The following is a 15,701-nucleotide window of genomic DNA, read 5'->3' on the forward strand; positions in this document are numbered from 1 at the left end:
GGCCCAAAGTGGTCAAATCTGGGCGGGGCTGGGTGAGGGGGCGGTGTCAGGTGGGCCAGGCGGGGGAGAGGGTCACGACGTCGCCGATGACGGTCACGGCGGGGGCTCGTGCTCCTGACGCGGCAGCCTTCTCGGCGATGGTCGTGAGGGTGCCGACCGTGACGCGCTGGTCGGGCATCCAGCCGCGCTCGATGACGGCGACCGGGGTCGTCGGGTCGTGACCTGCGGCCACGAGCTCGGCGGCCGTGGTCGCCAGGCGCCGCACACCCATCAGCAGCACGATCGTGTGGTCGCCGCCGACCGGCAGCTGACCCAGCTCCTCGTGGCCGGTGAGGACCGTGAAGCCCGTCGCGATGCCGCGGTGGGTGACCGGGATGCCCGCCGCCGCAGGCACCGAGATGGCGCTCGTGACCCCCGGGACGACCTCGACCGGGACGCCAGCGGCCTCGCACGCGAGCCGCTCCTCGCCGCCGCGGCCGAGCACGTACGGGTCGCCGCCCTTGAGGCGCACGACGACCTTGCCGGCCAGGGCCTCGCGCACGAGGATCGCGTTGATCTCGTCCTGCGGCACGGGGTGGTGGTCGGGGCGCTTGCCCACGTCGATGACCTCGACCTCGGGGGAGAGCTCGTCGAGCAGCGAGACCGGGCCGAGGCGGTCCACCACGACGACGTCGGCCTCGGCCAGCAGGCGACGTCCGCGGGAGGTCAGCAGGCCGGAGTCACCCGGGCCGCCACCCACGAGGGCGACGGAACCGCCGGGGTGGTGGGTGCGGTGGCGCAGCGGGAGCTCGCCACCCTGCAGCGACGCGGCCACCGCGTCACGGAGCTGGGCAGCGCGGCGCGCGTCGCCCCCTCCGCTGACCGCGATCGTGACGTCGTCGACCTCGGCGATCGCCGGGAACCACGCGGTCGCCGCGTCGGGGTCGCCGCCCTTGAGGCACCAGATCTGGCGCTCCTCGGCGTCCCGCGCGACGACGTCGTCGATCGGGGAGTCGGTCGCGGTCTGCACGAGCCAGGCACCCGTGAGGTCGCCGGTCTCGTACCCACGTCGGTGCCACGTGACCACCCCGAGGTCGGCGAGCTCGCCGATGGCCGCGCTGGCCTGGGGGGACACGACCACGACGTACGCGCCGGCGTCGACGAGCGCGTGCGTGCGCCGCGTCGCGACGTGCCCGCCACCGACGACCAGCACCCGCCGGCCCGTGAGCCGCAGCGTGACCGGAAGGCTGCCGGACGGCACGTCAGACCGCGGCGGTCGCGAGCAGTGCGTCGCCGACCATGCCGGCCGCCAGCGTCGCGCCGTCGTGCGCGTCGATCAGCAGGAACGCGCCGGTGGCCCGTGAGTGCAGGTACTCCTCGGCGGCGATCGGCGCCGCGAGCCGCAGGGTCACGTGGCCGATGTCGTTCAGGCCCAGGGTGTCGGCCGGCGTGAGGCGAGCCGAGGTCAGGTCCAGACGACCGCTGACGACCTTGACGAGCGCCTGCACGGTCGAGGTGCCGTGCTTGAGCAGGACCTTGGTGCCGGCGCGCAGCTCGCGGTCCGACAGCCAGGCCACCGTGCCGTCGACGTCCTGGGTCGTGGCGGGGACGCTGCGGGACGTGACGATCTGGTCGCCGCGCGAGATGTCGACGTCGTCGGCGAGGCGCAGGGTGACCGACTGCGGGGAGTACGCCTCCTCGAGCTCGCCGTCGGCGGTGTCGATGCCCGTGACGGTGCTGGTGCGACCGCTCGGCAGGACCGTCACCGGGTCGCCCACGCGCACGAGGCCCGAGGCGATCTGTCCGGCGTAGCCGCGGTAGTCGCGGAAGCGGTCGCCCGCGGCCTGCTGCGGGCGGATGACGAGCTGCACCGGGAAGCGCAGCGGCTCCGACTGCGGGTCGCCGGCGGGGGAGAGGGTCTCGAGCACCTCCAGGAAGCTCGGACCGTCGTACCAGGGCGTGCGCTCCGAGCGCGTCACGACGTTGTCGCCGGCCAGGGCCGAGACCGGCACCGTGATGACGTCGCTCAGCCCGAGCGTCGTGGCGGAGGCGTTGACCTCGGCCGAGACGCGGTCGTAGGTGGCACCGTCGAAGTCGACCAGGTCGATCTTGTTGACCACGACCACGACGTGCGGCACGCGCAGCAGCGAGGCGACCGCGAGGTGGCGGCGCGTCTGCTCCTGCAGGCCCTTGCGGACGTCGACGAGCAGCACGACGACGTCGGCCGTGCTGGCCCCCGTGACGGTGTTGCGCGTGTACTGCACGTGGCCCGGGCAGTCGGCCAGGATGAACGACCGCTCGGCCGTCGCGAAGTAGCGGTAGGCGACGTCGATCGTGATGCCCTGCTCGCGCTCCGAGCGCAGGCCGTCGGTCAGCAGCGCCAGGTCGGCCTGCTCGAGCCCGCGGTCGCGGCTGACCCGCTCGACGGCGTCGAACTGGTCGGCGAGCACCGACTTGGAGTCGTACAGGAGGCGGCCGACCAGCGTGGACTTGCCGTCGTCGACCGAACCGGCGGTCGCGAGGCGCAGGAGAGTCGCCATCAGAAGTAGCCTTCCTTCTTGCGGTCTTCCATGGCCGCCTCGGAGATGCGGTCGTCGGCGCGCGTCGCGCCGCGCTCGGTGACGCGGGTGGCCGCGACCTCGGCGATGACGTCCTGCACCGTGACGGCGGGGCTCTCGACCGCGCCGGTGCACGACATGTCGCCGACCGTGCGGTACCGGACCGTGCGGGTCTGGACGACCTCGCCGTCCTTCGGCTGGGCGAACTCGCCGACCGACAGCAGCATGCCGTCGCGCTCGAAGACCTCGCGGTCGTGCGCGTAGTACAGCGGCGGGAGCTCGATCTTCTCGCGGCCGATGTACTGCCAGACGTCGAGCTCGGTCCAGTTGCTCAGGGGGAACACGCGGACGTGCTGGCCCGGCGTGTGGCGACCGTTGTAGAGGTTCCACAGCTCGGGGCGCTGGTTGCGCGGGTCCCACTGGCCGAACTCGTCGCGCAGGCTGAAGATGCGCTCCTTGGCGCGCGCCTTCTCCTCGTCACGACGGCCACCGCCGAAGACGGCGTCGAACTTGTGACCCTCGATCGCGTCGAGCAGCGGCTGGGTCTGCAGCGGGTTGCGGGTCCCGTCGGCGCGCTCGCGCAGGCGCCCGTCGTCGATGTAGTCCTGCACGCTCGCGACCTCGAGCCGCAGCCCGAGACGCTCGACCGTGGCGTCGCGGTAGGCGAGCACCTCGGGGAAGTTGTGGCCCGTGTCGACGTGGAGCACGGGGAACGGCACCGGGGTCGGCCAGAAGGCCTTGACCGCCAGGTGCAGCATCACGACCGAGTCCTTGCCGCCGGAGAACAGCAGCACGGGTCGCTCGAACTCGGCGACGACCTCACGGATGATGTGGATCGACTCGGACTCCAGCCACTCCAGGTGGGTGAGTCGTCGGGTATCGACGGTCGTCATGGTTCCTTGTGTGTTCTCGGTGGGAGCGGTGCTCAGGTGTGCAGGCCGCACTCGGTCTTGTCGAACCCCGCCCAGCGACCGGCGCGGGGGTCCTCGCCCGGGGCGACGCGCCGCGTGCACGGCGCGCACCCGATCGACGGGTAGCCGTCGTTGACGAGCGGGTTGATGATCACGTCGTGGTCGCGCGCGTAGTCGAGCACGTCGTCGAACGTCCAGGTGGCGAGCGGGTTGATCTTGACCAGCCCGTTCTTGTCGTCCCACGTGACCCACGGCGTGGTCGCGCGGGTGGGGCCCTCGTCGCGGCGCACGCCCGTGATCCAGGCCTCGTAGCCGGCCAGGGTGCGCGTGAGCGGCTCGACCTTGCGCATCGCGCAGCACTGGGCCGGATCGCGACGGTGCAGCTCGGCGCCGTGCTCGGCGTCCTGCTCGGCGACGGTCTGCAGCGGCAGCACGTCGACGATCGTGAGGCGCATCGAGGACTCGACGGCGTCGCGCGTGCCGAGGGTCTCGGCGAAGTGGTAGCCCGTGTCGAGGAAGAGCGTGTCGACCCAGTCGATGTGCTCGGCGACGACGGCCGGCAGGACGGCGTCGGCCATCGAGCAGGCGACGGCGGTGCGCAGGCCGAAGGTCTCGGCGACCCAGGCGAGGACCTCGGAGGTCGTGGTGTCGGGGGAGTCGAAGCGCGCCTCGGCCTCGTGGGCGAGGGCCTCGAGCTCGGCGTTGCTGCGGCGCGGCGCGAGCAGGTGCTCGCGATCCGCGAGATGGCTGGCCCGCTCCGCGTCGTGGCGCTGCTGGCGCTCACGGCGTTCGGCGAGGGTGAGGCTGGCTGCAGCCACGGCACACTCCTTCGACGATCGACTGGTGTCCAGAGTAGAACCGGCCTCCGCGGTGGCCCATTCCCGCCACCGCACGTCCGCATCACGGGACAGAATTGCGTGAGGTGGGTCACATGCGCACGATGGGGGCATGGTCACCTTCCACCAGCCGTTCAGCGGCTTCTCGGTCGTCGACGTTCCCGCATCGCTGGCGTTCTACCGCGACGTGCTGGGTCTGGACGCCCGTGAGGGGGAGATGGGGATCGGACGGATCCACCTCGGCCACGACCACGTGGTGATCGCGTACCCGAAGGGCGACGACCACGTCCCCGCCACCTTCACGGTCCTGAACCTGCCGGTCGACGACGTGGGGGAGGCGGTGGCCGAGCTCACCGCGGCGGGCCTGGAGTTCCTCCGGTACGAGGGCTCTCCGCAGGACGAGCACGGCGTGATGCGCGGCTACGGTCCGGACATCGCGTGGTTCACCGACCCGTCGGGCAACGTCTTCTCGGTCATCGCGCGCTGACGGGCATACTCGGGGGATGGCCCGGTTCATCGACATCCACCCGCAGAACCCCCAGCAGCGCGCCGTCGACCAGGCGGTCGACCTCCTGAGGAGCGGCGGGCTGATCGCGTTCCCGACCGACTCGGGCTACGCCCTGGGCGCGCAGATCGGCAACGCCGACGCGCTCGACCGCATCCGGGCGATCCGCCGGCTGGACGACAAGCACCACTTCACGCTGATCTGCCACGACTTCTCCCAGCTCGGCCAGTTCGTCCACGTCGACAACACGGTCTTCCGGGCGATCAAGTCCGCGACGCCCGGCCCGTACACGTTCATCCTGCCGGCGACCCGCGAGGTCCCGAAGCGGCTCCTGCACGCCAAGAAGAAGACCGTGGGTGCCCGCATCCCCGATCACGCCGTGACGCAGGCCATCGTCGCGACGCTCGGCGAGCCGATCCTCACGAGCACGCTGATCCTGCCCGGCGAGACCGAGTCGATGGTCGACGCGTGGACCATCAAGGAGACGCTCGACCACGACCTGGAGGCCGTCGTCGACTCCGGGGAGGTCAGCCCGTCGCCCACGACCGTCGTCGACTTCCTGGACGGCGTCCCCGAGGTCGTCCGGGTCGGCGCCGGGGATCCCGCACCGTTCGCCTGACGCTCAGGCGCGGCGACGACGGAACCACCGTCGCCGCGGTGGCGAGCCCGGGTCCTCGAGCGCGGGCTGCAGCGCCCGCGTGCGGCGTCGCTCCCGCCAGGCGAGCACGTCCTGCTCGACGTCGCGCAGCGGCGTCACGACGGGCGGGCCACCGGCGAGCTGGCGCCGTGCCTCGAGAATGCGGCGGTTGAAGCCCTCGACCGCCTCGCGCACGTCGGCCTCGCGGGCCAGTCGGTCGAGCTCCTGGGGCAGGCGCACCGCGTCGGTGCGCAGCTGCAGCGCCTCCGGGAGCACCCCGGTGACCTGCTCGCGCTCGATCAGCCCCTTGAGCCACCAGTCCGGGTCGTTCTGGGACGTCAGGCGCTCCGGGAGCGGCTTCCCGGCGTACGGCAGGTCGTCGAACTCGCCGCGCTCGATCGCCGCCCGGATCTGCTGGTCGATCCACATCGCCGTGTCCTCGGGCCTGCGGTCGCGCAGCGGGCGCTCGTCCTGGGAGTCGTCCTGCATCGCCACCACCTTCCGGTGTCGACGCTAGGCGGGCGATGCGCCCGGGACAAGGAGAAGCCTCAGGGAGCGTCGACGCCGAAGACCCCGGCGCGGTGGACGACCTGACGGGCGTGGGCCAGACGCGGCGCGATCGCGCCGGCGTAGCCCTCGGGCGGCGAGGCCAGGAGCGAGCGGGCCGCGTGGAGGTCGGTCGCGCTGGGCGCGAAGACCTCGTTGACGACCTCGGTCTGCGTGTGGGTCAGGCACACCCGCCCGGTCATGCCGAGCGTGCGGGCGTGCACCGAGTCGGTGCGCGTGACGTCCGCGTCGTCGACCACCGTGGGGCCGTCGATCGGCGGCGCGAGGTCGTGGCCACGGCTCATCAGCACGAGCTGCGAACGGGCGTGCAGGAGCGCGGTCGGGTCGTTGCCGATCCCCAGGTCGCGGCGGAAGTCGCCGGTGCCGAAGGCGATGCGAACCGTGCCCGAGGTGGCGATGTCGCTGAACGCGACGAACGCGCGGGCCGTCTCGACCATCGCGACGACCGGCTTGCCACCGGCGTGCAGCGACGCGCGGACCTCGTCGCCCGCCTCGGCCATCGCGAGCACGACGCCCTCGATGCGGGGGTGGCTCGCGGCGAGCTCCATGTCGGCGGCCCATTCGCCCGTCGTGGCGCCGTTGGCGCGGATCCAGACCCGGTGTCCCTCGTCGGCGTAGCGCGTCACCGCGTCGCGGCCGGCCGCCTTGAGCTCGTCGGGGCACCCGGCCTCGAGGTCCAGCACCGTCACGTCGGCCGCGGTGAGCTCGGCTGGACTGCACGCGTCGATCGACGCGGCGGACACGAGACGCCACGAACGGGCCATCGAGACGGGGACGGCGGGGGACTGGTCAACCTGGACTGCGGTCACGCGACAAGCCTAGGAACGGCCCGGCGTTACTCCCAAGTCAGAACCGGTCAGTGTGACGAGGTCGACCGTCGCGGGACCAGGTGCAGCACCGCGACGACGACAGCACCCACGGCGAGACCGACGACGGCCGAGGCGGCCGTGTTGGTGAGCCATCCGAGGACGGCTCCCGCCGCACCCGCGGCGTCGTGCACCGCGACCTCGAGATCGTGCACGAGTCCGTACGGTCCGTGCCAGCCCAGGTCGTCGACGCCGACCAGCAGGATGTGGCCACCCACCCACAGCATCGCGACGATGCCGACGGTCGCCAGCGTCGCGAGGACGATGGGCATCGCCTTGACCAGCCCGCGGCCGAGCGCCTGCGCCGCGCTCGACGTGCGGCGGGTCAGGGCCAGGCCGATGTCGTCCATCTTCACGATGAGGCCCACCGCGCCGTACACCAGCGCGGTGATGCCGATCGCCACGACGACCAGGATGATCGCGCGCGACCAGAACGACTCGTCGGCGATCTCGTTGAGCGAGATCACCATGATCTCCGCGGACAGGATGAAGTCGGTGCGCACCGCGCCGGAGACGACGGTCTTCTCCTGCTCGGGCCCGGAGACGCTGGCGGGCTCGTCGGTGCCGTGGCCGTGCCCGGAGAGCTTCTCCCAGATCTTCTCGGCGCCCTCGAAGCACAGGTACGTGCCGCCGACCATGAGGATCGGGGTCAGCAGCCACGGCGCGAACTGGCTCAGCAGCAGGGCCGCGGGGAGGATGAAGACCAGCTTGTTGATGATCGAGCCCTTGGCGATGCGTCCGATGATCGCGAGCTCGCGCTCGGGCGCGAGGCCCTGGACGTAACGAGGTGTCACGGCGGCGTCGTCGACCACGACGCCGGCGGCCTTGGCACTGGCGCGGCCGGCTGCGGCGCCGACGTCGTCGATCGATGCCGCCGCGAGCCGGGCGAGGGCCGCGACGTCGTCGAGGAGGGCGACGAGTCCGCCGGCCATCAGAGGGCTCCGGCACGCAGGGCAGCAAGGGTCACGCGCACAGCGTAGGGCAGGCGCGGGAACATCCGGGGTCGTTCGGCCGTCCCACGGAACGTGCCGACCGCACCCCGACGGGTGGCACCCGACCTGCCCAAGGAGGACCGATGCGACCGCACGGACACGACACCGTCTCGACCAAGGTCCAGGCCGACCGCATGGTGCACGCGCTCGACCGGTTCGACGGATCGGTCATCCGGGTCTCCGGCGACACGCTGTCGATCTCGGGCATCGAGGCCGAGGGCAGGACCTTGGCGGACATCGCTCGCCAGGTCGCCTCGGACGAGGTGCTCGGCGAGGTCGCCAGCCTGGACCTCGGCGTGCGCCACACGGTCGAGGGCCTCGGTCCGGTGACCGTCAGCACGGTCCGCGGCGTCACCGACCGGATGATCGAGCTGCTGGAGCAGCTGGTGGGCGACGACCTCCAGTCGGCGCTGCACGCGCTGTCCACCGACCGCGACCGCGAGGTCGAGGTGCGGATCGTCGTGCGCTGAGGAAGGTGCGTCAGGGCGCGAGGACCGCCGGCCCGATCTGAGCGGCGGCCACGAGGGCCAGCTCGAGCTCCAGGCGCTCGTCGTCGAGCGGGCGACCGAGCTCCTCGACGGCCTTGTCGATGCGGTACTTCACGGTGTTCTTGTGCAGGTGCAGGTGCTCGCCGGTCGCGAGGAAGCTGCCGCGGTGGGCCAGGAACGCCCGGAGCGTCTCGCGCAGACGAGCGGCTCCGTCGGTGTCGGCGGCGAGCCCGCCGAGCGACCGGACCACGAGCTGCCGGGTCGACTCCAGGTCGTTCGCCAGCAGCGTGGCGGCCCGCACGTCGGGGTCGTCGTAGGAGGTGATCGCCGTGGCATGGCTGCCCGCCGCGGTGGCCAGCCGCTCGGCGCGCTGGGCCTCGGCATGGCTGGTGCGGAACCCCTCGGCACCGTGCGCGGGGCGCCCCACCGCGAGCCTCACGCCGTGGGGCAGGGGCAGGTCGCGGCCCGGCTCGGCGGCCGAGTCGGCGCGGTTCATCGGGATCCACGCCCATCCCAGCGTGCGCTCGCGCGGCAGGAACAACGGCGTCTGCGTCAGACCCAGGGCCTTCGCGAGCACGTCGACGGCGTGCTCCAGGTTCGCGACCGGGTTCGCGTCGGTGGAGTCGGCCTCGGCCCACACCACGACCGCGAGGTGGTGCTGGCGCAGACGGTGACCGAGGGCCTGCTCGGCCACGGCGACGTCGACCGGTCTCCCCGCGAGGAGCTCGTCGACCATCGCCACGCGCATCGTGTTGCGCTGGGCCTGGCGGCGCGCGCGCTCGGTCTCGTACTCCTCGACGACCTGCTCGGAGATCGAGTCGATGAAGCGGAAGGTGAGCTCGGAGAACAGTCTCCCGGCGAGCAGCGCGACTGCCGTGTCCCGCTCCATCTCGTCGAGCTGGGTGAAGGCCCACGCCGTGACCAGCTCCTGGCCCAGTCGGTACGCGCGGATCAGCGCGGCGACGCCGATCCCGCGCTGGGCCAGGCGGCGCGCGTACTCGCGGGCGGCGGCCGGCGCGTGCGACTCCGCGACCGGGATGTCGTAGCGCAGCAGGTGCACCAGGCTCTCGATGTTGGACTCCACGCTCGCCTCCAGGAGGCGCAGGAGCTGCTCGTCACCCTGCAGCGGCGTGATGCGGGTGGCCATGTGCTGGTGGAGCGTGGAGGTGAGCCCGCTGATCTGTCCGGCCATGCGGGCGCCGAGGTCGACGATGAGACCTTCCGCGCGCTCCTGCAGGTCGACGTGGGACGTGCTCACGATGGCTCCGGTTCGTGCTCGTGGGACAAGGGGTTGAGTCACGCAGGCCACCATGCCGAGAAGGCGTAGGACCTCGACGTGACCTGGGACACAAACCTAGGCCATGCCTTCGTGCTGCGGGCACGAGTGGCGGGCGGTCCGGGGGACCTAGGCTCTCGGAGCATGGAGCTCGTGACGCCGACCGCGCGGCCGGTCGACCTGTCGGGTACGAAGGTCACATGACAGACGCCATCGTCGTGGGCAGTGGCCCCAACGGACTCGCCGCCGCGATCCGACTCGCGCAGGCGGGTGTGCGGGTCACGGTGCTCGAGGCGTCGGACCATCCCGGCGGCGGCACCCGCACCAGCGAGCTGACGCTGCCGGGCGTCCTGCACGACGACTGCGCGGCGTTCCACCCCACCGGTGTCGTCTCGCCGTTCCTCGCAGGGCTGGGCCTCGATCGCCGCGGGCTCGCGTGGGACTGGCCCGAGGTCGACCTGGCCCACCCGCTCGACGACGGTCGCGCCGGACTGCTGTCGCGCGACATGGCGGTGACGGCGGAGTCGCTGGGCGTGGACGGGCGCCGCTGGGCCCGGTCGATCGGTGCGCAGGCCCGCAACTTCGACAAGCTCGTGGCGGAGGTCTTCCGCCCCATCGTGCACGTGCCCCGCCACCCGGTCGCGCTCGGGCGCTTCGGCGTCCAGGCCCTGCTGCCGGCAACCGTGATGGTGCGTCGATGGCGCGACGAGCCGGCGAAGGCCCTGTTCACGGGTGTCGCCGCGCACGCCTTCGGGCGCCTGGACCGGCCGCTGACGTCCTCGATCGGGCTCATGCTGACGGCGGCCGGCCACGCCGCGGGCTGGCCAGTCGCTCGTGGGGGATCCGGCTCCATCTCGGCCTCGATGGTGAGCCTGCTGACCGAGCTCGGGGGAGAGGTCCGCACGGGCGTCCAGGTCACGTCGTACGACCAGGTCGTCGAGCTCCTCGGTCGTCGTCCTGACGCCGTCCTGCTCGACACCTCATCGACGGCCGCGCAGCAGATCCTCGGCGACCGCATCCCGGCCCGGGTGCGACGCCAGCTCTCGCGCTACCGCTACGGACCGGCGGTGCACAAGGTCGACCTGGCGATCGAGGGCGACGTGCCCTGGACCAACCCCGGCACGCGCCGCGCCGGGACCGTGCACGTCGGGGGCAGCTCCGCCGAGATCGTCGCCGGTGAGGCCGCCACGGGCCGCGGCGAGATGCCCGAGCGGCCCTTCCTGCTCGTGGGGCAGCAGTACCTGGCCGACCGGAGCCGCTCGGTCGGCGACATCAACCCGATCTGGGCCTACGCGCACGTGCCCCACGGCTACACGGGTGACGCGACCGAGGCCGTGCTGTCGCAGATCGAGCGTTTCGCGCCGGGATTCCGGGAGCGCATCGTCGCGACCGCGGTCCGCGGGACGTCGCAGATGCAGGCGTACAACGCCAACTACATCGGCGGCGACATCAACGTGGGCGCCAACACCGCGCGGCAGATCGCGACGCGTCCGCGGATCGCGCTCGACCCCTACCGCCTCGGCGACGGGCTCTACCTGTGCTCGGCCGCGACGCCGCCCGGGCCCGGTGTGCACGGGATGTGCGGCTTCCACGCCGCGGAGTCGGCCCTGCGCCGGATGTGATCCGGGAGGCTCACGCCGGCTGGAGCCGGACCCGTGCCTCGGCGACGACCTCCTGGGTCAGGGCGTCGAGCAGCGCTGAGCCGCCCTTCCAGCACTGCCAGAAGAACGCTGCCGGGACCTCCGGGCCGCCGAGGGGGACGAGTCGTCCGCTCGTGACGAGCGGCTCGGCCTGCGTCTGCGGCACGAGGGCCCAGCCGAGACCGAGCTCCACGGCTCGGGTGATGTCGTGGGTCGACGGCACGAGATGGCGCGGCGCGTCGGGGGAGTGGACCCCCTGCGCGCGGAGCCACGCGAGCTGCAGGCCGTCGTGCCGGTCGTAGTCGATGCGCGGTGCCCGTGCCAGGGCGTCGGTCGTGATCCCCTCGGGCGCCCACCGGTCGATCCACGCAGGGGATGCCATCGCGGCGAAGACCATCGAGCCCAGGGGAGTGGAACGGCAACCCGCTACCGGGGTGCTCTGCGAGGTGACGGCAGCGAGCACGGCGCCCGACTCCAGCAGGTCGACGGTGCGGTCCTGGTCGTGTCGGTGCATCTCGACCTCGACGTCGTGCGTCTGCGCGAAGCGCGCCACGGGCTCGAGGAACCAGGCCGCGAGGGAGTCGGCGTTGACCGCGACGGCGATGCGGGTGCGCGGCGTGCTCCCGCCGAGGCCGAGCTCGTGCTGCGCCTCGTGCGCGAGCGTCTCGTACCGACGGGCGAACCGGACGACCGTCTCGCCGGCGGCGGTCGCCCGCACGGGACGCGAGCGCACCAGCAGGCGCTGGCCCAGCTGCTCCTCCAGGGTCTTGACCCGCTGGCTGAGGGCGGACGGGGTCAGGTGGAGGCGGCGGGCCGCTCCGTCGAGCGTTCCCTCGTCGACGACAGCGGCCACGGTCACGGCCAGGTCCGGGTCCATCTGAAGCCTCGCTTCATGTACGTCATCAATCATTGCTGGTGCTGATGATGCTAGCCGCCTAGCGTCGAGCCCGTGCTCACCATCGTTCCCGGGTTCCTCATGGGTCTGTCGCTCATCGTCGCCATCGGCGCGCAGAACGTCCTCGTGCTCCGGCAGGGGATCCGTCGCGAGCTGGTCGGCCTCGTCGTCCTGGTGTGTGCCGCCTCGGACGCGCTGCTGATCCTGGCCGGGGTCGCTGGACTCGGGCGACTCGTCGAGGCGGCGCCGTGGCTCGTGGACGGCGCCCGCTGGGGCGGCGCGGCCTTCCTCCTCGTGTACGCGGCGCTGGCTGCGCGGCGGGCGCTCGACCCGGCGGCGACGGGGCTGGTGGCCGAGCCGGGCGACGGGCCGGGAGAGAGGGAGGGCTCGGTGCTCGTCCGGCAGCGCGTCGCGCCCGTCCTCGCGACGACCCTCGCCCTCACCTGGCTCAACCCGCACGTCTACCTCGACACGGTCTTCCTGCTGGGGTCGGTCGCGTCGACGCACGGGGAGGACCGCTGGTGGTTCGCGCTCGGCGCGATGATCGGGAGCGTCGTCTGGTTCTCGGCCCTCGGCTTCGGTGCCCGCCACCTCGGCCGGTGGCTGCGCAGCGAGCGCGCGTGGCGCGTGCTCGACGGTGCCATCGCGCTCACGATGGTCGCGATCGCCGTGATGCTCCTGCGCGGCTGAGCGTCGGGGACAGAGACTGGTGGCTGGACTGGTCGGCGACTAGTCTGAACGCATGACCACGACCGTCGGTGCCTACGAGGCGAAGACCCACTTGTCCAAGCTGCTCGCCGCCGTCGAGCAGGGCGAGACCGTCGTGATCACCCGTCACGGCAAGGAGATCGCCCACCTCACGCCGCCGCCTCGCCGTGCCCTGACGCCCGCCGAGGCGGTCGAGGCGCTGCGGGAGCTCAGCAAGGGGATCACCCTGGGGCCCGACGTCACGATCAAGGAGCTCATCGAGGAAGGGCGTCGCTGGTGAGCTTCGTCCTCGACGTCTCGAGCACGCTGCCTCTCGTGTACTCCGACGAGTCCGGAGGCGACACGGAGAAGCTGCGGCGGGCGTTCGCCGAGGGTCTCGTCGCCTACGTCCCGACCCTGTGGCGCTACGAGCTGTCCAGTGCGCTCAGGCAAGGGGAGCGACGCGGTCGAGTCACGGCCGAGCAGGTGGGCGAGGCGCTCGAGCTGTTGGAGGCGTTCCCGATGAAGGAGGTCGAGACGTCGTCGGCGTACTCCCTCGTCGGAGGCTCACGGATCCACGACCTGACCGCCTACGACACGTCGTACCTGCTCCTCGCTCAGCACCTCGCGCTGCCGCTCGCGACGCGCGACGAGCGGCTGCGAGCTGCCGCGGTGGCCGGCGAGGTCGAGCTGTTCTGACGGGGGAGGGGTCGGCCTATCCTCGAGCGATGGGCAAGCTCTTCGACACGATCGATGACCACCTCCGGCAGTGGATGGAGCAGCAGCCGATGTGGTTCGTCGCGACGGCTCCGCTCGCGTCCGACGGTCACGTCAACATGTCGCCGCGCGGCCACGACGCGTTCGCGGTGCTGGGGGAGCGGCGGGTCGGCTGGGTGGACTACACCGGCAGCGGTGTCGAGACGATCGCGCACCTGCAGGAGAACGGCCGGGTGTGCGTCATGTTCACCTCCTTCGACCAGCGTCCGCGCATCGTGCGCCTGCACGGCCTCGGTCAGGTGCACCTGCCGGGGGAGCCGGGTTTCGACGAGGTGGTCGCCCTGAAGCCCGAGCACCCCAGCACGCGCGCCGTCATCACGGTCGACGTCACGCGCATCAGCGACTCGTGCGGCTGGGGCGTGCCGGTCATGGACCTGGCAGGGGAGCGCGAGCTCATCCGCCAACACGCCGAGAAGAAGGGCACGGAGGGGCTGGTGCAGTACCGCGCCGAGAAGAACGCGCAGAGCATCGACGGACTCCCCGGGCTTCCCGTCCGGGGCCACTGACATCGGTCGCCGGAATCGCGTCAGGTCGGCCGCGGTGGATCCGTCTACCTGAGGACATCATCGGGACACTCGGGGGACTCATGGAGACACGCTCGCAGGACCTGGCCTTCGGCATCGGTCTGCTCGTCATCGCGATCGGCGCTGCCGCAGGGCTGTCCGTGCTGGTCAGCACGGGGCAGTTCGTGGTCGCGTCCGCGATCTACCTGGTCGTCGTCGGCGTCGGGTGCTGGCTCGTGATGCGGTCGCTCCGGGAGGCGTGCGAGTAGGGCAACGCGCCCGCGGTCAGAGGCGCTTGCGCATCTGGAGGATCGTGACCTCGAAGCCCATCTGCGCGTAGAGCGCTTGTGCGCCGGAGTTGAAACCGAACACTGACAGTCCGACCTCGACGACCCCGCGTTCGCGACACACGGCCTCGGCCGCCGTCATGATCGCTCGCCCGTAGCCCTGCCGGCGCCGCTCCGACGTGACGAGGAAGTCGTGCCCGAAGGCATGGAGCCCGTCGGACTTCTCCGTGAAGCCCAGCCACAGCATGCCGACCTCGTCGCCAGCGTCCATCGCCGTCCAGAGCTCCTGGCCGGCGGAGTCGACGCCGTCCGGCAGCTGGCCGTCGAAGTCGTCAGTCGCCTTCTGGCGAGCCTCGGGCTCAGGCATCATGCCCGCCGCGACGATGTTGTCCGCATACGCGCGTTCCGCGACTCTTCGGTAGGTGCGGTACTGGTCGGCCGTCATCGGTTCCAGGCGCACGGTCGGGGACATGTCTGGATCCTAGAAGGGGTCCCGATCACCATACTAGTTGACATAATGTGCATTATCGGGGGAATGGCTCTGAAAGGATGGACGGATGGAACCGGGTCGATTCGTGCGCTCCGTCGAGGACGTCATGACGCTGATGGACTCGCTGTTCGAGGCGACGGCGGATCGCTGGTCAGCCACGGACGGCGGCGCCTGGTGGGACACGTTCTACGCCGACCGAGGACGGCCGGTCCCGTTCTTCGTGGACAAGCCTGACGAGAACCTCGTCGAGTACCTGAACAACGGCACACTGCGTCCCGGGCGCGCGCTCGACCTGGGGTGCGGCGCCGGACGCAACGCGATCCACCTGGCGTCCCACGGTTTCCAGGTCGACGCGATCGACCTCTCCGAGACGGCCGTGGCCTGGGCGCGGGAACGAGCCGCCGATCTGGACACGCCGCCGAGATTCGTCGTGGGCGACGCGTTCGGCGACGCCGCGGCGAACCTCGACGGCTCGTACGAGCTGATCTACGACTCGGGCTGCCTGCACCACCTGCCGCCGCACCGTCGCGTCGCCTACCTGCAGCTGGTCGAGCGCCTGCTCAGACCTGGCGGGCACCTCGCCGTCGTGTGCTTCGCCGAGGGCGCGATGGGCTCCAGCGCTCCCGACGACCAGCTGTACCTGCGTGGTGGGCTCGAGGGCGGGCTCGCGTTCTCCCCCGAGTCGCTGTCGTGGATCTTCCAGGACCTCGAGCAGGTCGAGGTGCGGATGATGAGGGCGCAGCCGGAGTCGTCGCCGGTGTTCGGCGAGCCGTTCCTCCTCACCGCGCTGTTCCAGCGGCGCTGACC

The 15,701-nt window shown here is 71.7% G+C and carries 20 protein-coding genes; 10 read left to right on the forward strand and 10 right to left on the reverse strand.

All coding sequences use genetic code 11. From position 1 onward, the window contains the following. Positions 1–46: 46 nt before the first annotated feature. The 4 genes from cobA to ABD127_RS04130 are packed head-to-tail and all read right to left on the reverse strand — an operon-like array spanning position 47 to position 4,266. Positions 47–1,240 (reverse strand): uroporphyrinogen-III C-methyltransferase, encoded by a 1,194-nt coding sequence (cobA, locus tag ABD127_RS04115; protein ID WP_344198005.1) that lies wholly within the window; start codon positions 1,238–1,240, stop codon positions 47–49. 1 nt (position 1,241) lies between these two features. Beyond that, positions 1,242–2,519, reverse strand: coding sequence for a sulfate adenylyltransferase subunit 1 (locus ABD127_RS04120; RefSeq protein ID WP_344198007.1), 1,278 nt, complete (start codon positions 2,517–2,519; stop codon positions 1,242–1,244). Continuing rightward, entirely contained in the window at positions 2,519–3,430 is a 912-nt protein-coding gene (cysD, locus tag ABD127_RS04125) for a sulfate adenylyltransferase subunit CysD (protein ID WP_425545784.1), read from the reverse strand. Before cysD ends, ABD127_RS04120 begins: the two co-directional genes overlap by 1 nt. A gap of 32 nt (positions 3,431–3,462) precedes the next feature. Then, complete coding sequence (locus ABD127_RS04130) at positions 3,463–4,266, reverse strand: phosphoadenylyl-sulfate reductase (RefSeq protein ID WP_344198009.1); 804 nt, start codon at positions 4,264–4,266, stop codon at positions 3,463–3,465. 130 nt (positions 4,267–4,396) lie between these two features. On the opposite strand from ABD127_RS04130, the gene ABD127_RS04135 reads away from it, so the two are divergent. Next, positions 4,397–4,771 carry a VOC family protein gene (locus ABD127_RS04135; RefSeq protein ID WP_344198011.1) on the forward strand — a complete coding sequence of 125 codons (375 nt, stop codon included), beginning with the start codon at positions 4,397–4,399 and terminating at the stop codon, positions 4,769–4,771. Positions 4,772–4,787: 16 nt separating this feature from the next. Beyond that, on the forward strand, positions 4,788–5,408 hold the full coding sequence (locus ABD127_RS04140) for an L-threonylcarbamoyladenylate synthase (protein ID WP_344198013.1): 621 nt from the start codon (positions 4,788–4,790) through the stop codon (positions 5,406–5,408). 3 nt (positions 5,409–5,411) lie between these two features. Here ABD127_RS04140 and ABD127_RS04145 read toward each other — a convergent pair whose 3' ends face one another. Genes ABD127_RS04145 through ABD127_RS04155 form a run of 3 tightly spaced genes read right to left on the reverse strand, consistent with a single transcriptional unit; the run spans position 5,412 to position 7,791 of the window. After that, positions 5,412–5,915 (reverse strand): DnaJ family domain-containing protein, encoded by a 504-nt coding sequence (locus ABD127_RS04145; RefSeq protein WP_344198017.1) that lies wholly within the window; start codon positions 5,913–5,915, stop codon positions 5,412–5,414. A 59-nt stretch (positions 5,916–5,974) separates the two neighbouring features. Next, the gene (locus ABD127_RS04150; RefSeq protein WP_344198019.1) at positions 5,975–6,802 is read right to left on the reverse strand and encodes an HpcH/HpaI aldolase/citrate lyase family protein; all 828 of its coding nucleotides are present in this window, start codon (positions 6,800–6,802) and stop codon (positions 5,975–5,977) included. 47 nt (positions 6,803–6,849) lie between these two features. Further along, complete coding sequence (locus ABD127_RS04155; protein WP_344198021.1) at positions 6,850–7,791, reverse strand: DUF808 domain-containing protein; 942 nt, start codon at positions 7,789–7,791, stop codon at positions 6,850–6,852. Between the two features lie 143 nt (positions 7,792–7,934). Between ABD127_RS04155 and ABD127_RS04160 the strand changes: the two genes are divergently transcribed. Further along, positions 7,935–8,321, forward strand: coding sequence for a hypothetical protein (locus ABD127_RS04160; protein ID WP_344198023.1), 387 nt, complete (start codon positions 7,935–7,937; stop codon positions 8,319–8,321). 10 nt (positions 8,322–8,331) lie between these two features. Here ABD127_RS04160 and ABD127_RS04165 read toward each other — a convergent pair whose 3' ends face one another. Beyond that, positions 8,332–9,597 (reverse strand): PucR family transcriptional regulator, encoded by a 1,266-nt coding sequence (locus ABD127_RS04165; RefSeq protein WP_344198025.1) that lies wholly within the window; start codon positions 9,595–9,597, stop codon positions 8,332–8,334. Positions 9,598–9,815: 218 nt separating this feature from the next. On the opposite strand from ABD127_RS04165, the gene ABD127_RS04170 reads away from it, so the two are divergent. Beyond that, positions 9,816–11,237: a phytoene desaturase family protein gene (locus ABD127_RS04170; RefSeq protein ID WP_344198027.1), complete on the forward strand. Its 1,422-nt coding sequence runs from the start codon at positions 9,816–9,818 to the stop codon at positions 11,235–11,237. Between the two features lie 10 nt (positions 11,238–11,247). Here the strand turns inward: ABD127_RS04170 and ABD127_RS04175 are convergent, their stop codons facing one another. Next, on the reverse strand, positions 11,248–12,132 hold the full coding sequence (locus ABD127_RS04175; protein WP_344198029.1) for a LysR family transcriptional regulator ArgP: 885 nt from the start codon (positions 12,130–12,132) through the stop codon (positions 11,248–11,250). Between the two features lie 72 nt (positions 12,133–12,204). On the opposite strand from ABD127_RS04175, the gene ABD127_RS04180 reads away from it, so the two are divergent. From ABD127_RS04180 to ABD127_RS04200, 5 genes are all read left to right on the forward strand, one after another. Next, on the forward strand, positions 12,205–12,840 hold the full coding sequence (locus ABD127_RS04180) for a LysE/ArgO family amino acid transporter (protein ID WP_344198031.1): 636 nt from the start codon (positions 12,205–12,207) through the stop codon (positions 12,838–12,840). A gap of 52 nt (positions 12,841–12,892) precedes the next feature. Then, entirely contained in the window at positions 12,893–13,138 is a 246-nt protein-coding gene (locus ABD127_RS04185; protein WP_344198033.1) for a type II toxin-antitoxin system Phd/YefM family antitoxin, read from the forward strand. Next, on the forward strand, positions 13,135–13,536 hold the full coding sequence (locus ABD127_RS04190) for a type II toxin-antitoxin system VapC family toxin (protein ID WP_344198034.1): 402 nt from the start codon (positions 13,135–13,137) through the stop codon (positions 13,534–13,536). Before ABD127_RS04185 ends, ABD127_RS04190 begins: the two co-directional genes overlap by 4 nt. Positions 13,537–13,565: 29 nt before the next feature. Beyond that, entirely contained in the window at positions 13,566–14,120 is a 555-nt protein-coding gene (locus ABD127_RS04195; RefSeq protein WP_344198035.1) for a pyridoxamine 5'-phosphate oxidase family protein, read from the forward strand. Between the two features lie 80 nt (positions 14,121–14,200). Then, positions 14,201–14,386, forward strand: a complete 186-nt coding sequence (locus ABD127_RS04200) for a hypothetical protein (RefSeq protein WP_344198036.1) — start codon at positions 14,201–14,203, stop codon at positions 14,384–14,386. Between the two features lie 16 nt (positions 14,387–14,402). Here ABD127_RS04200 and ABD127_RS04205 read toward each other — a convergent pair whose 3' ends face one another. Beyond that, positions 14,403–14,876 (reverse strand): GNAT family N-acetyltransferase, encoded by a 474-nt coding sequence (locus tag ABD127_RS04205; RefSeq protein WP_344198038.1) that lies wholly within the window; start codon positions 14,874–14,876, stop codon positions 14,403–14,405. An 85-nt stretch (positions 14,877–14,961) separates the two neighbouring features. On the opposite strand from ABD127_RS04205, the gene ABD127_RS04210 reads away from it, so the two are divergent. Further along, complete coding sequence (locus ABD127_RS04210) at positions 14,962–15,699, forward strand: class I SAM-dependent methyltransferase (RefSeq protein WP_344198040.1); 738 nt, start codon at positions 14,962–14,964, stop codon at positions 15,697–15,699. Positions 15,700–15,701: the final 2 nt, after the last annotated feature.

It is taken from the genome of Aeromicrobium alkaliterrae (assembly GCF_039529015.1).
In the GTDB taxonomy this organism is placed as follows: domain Bacteria; phylum Actinomycetota; class Actinomycetes; order Propionibacteriales; family Nocardioidaceae; genus Aeromicrobium; species Aeromicrobium alkaliterrae.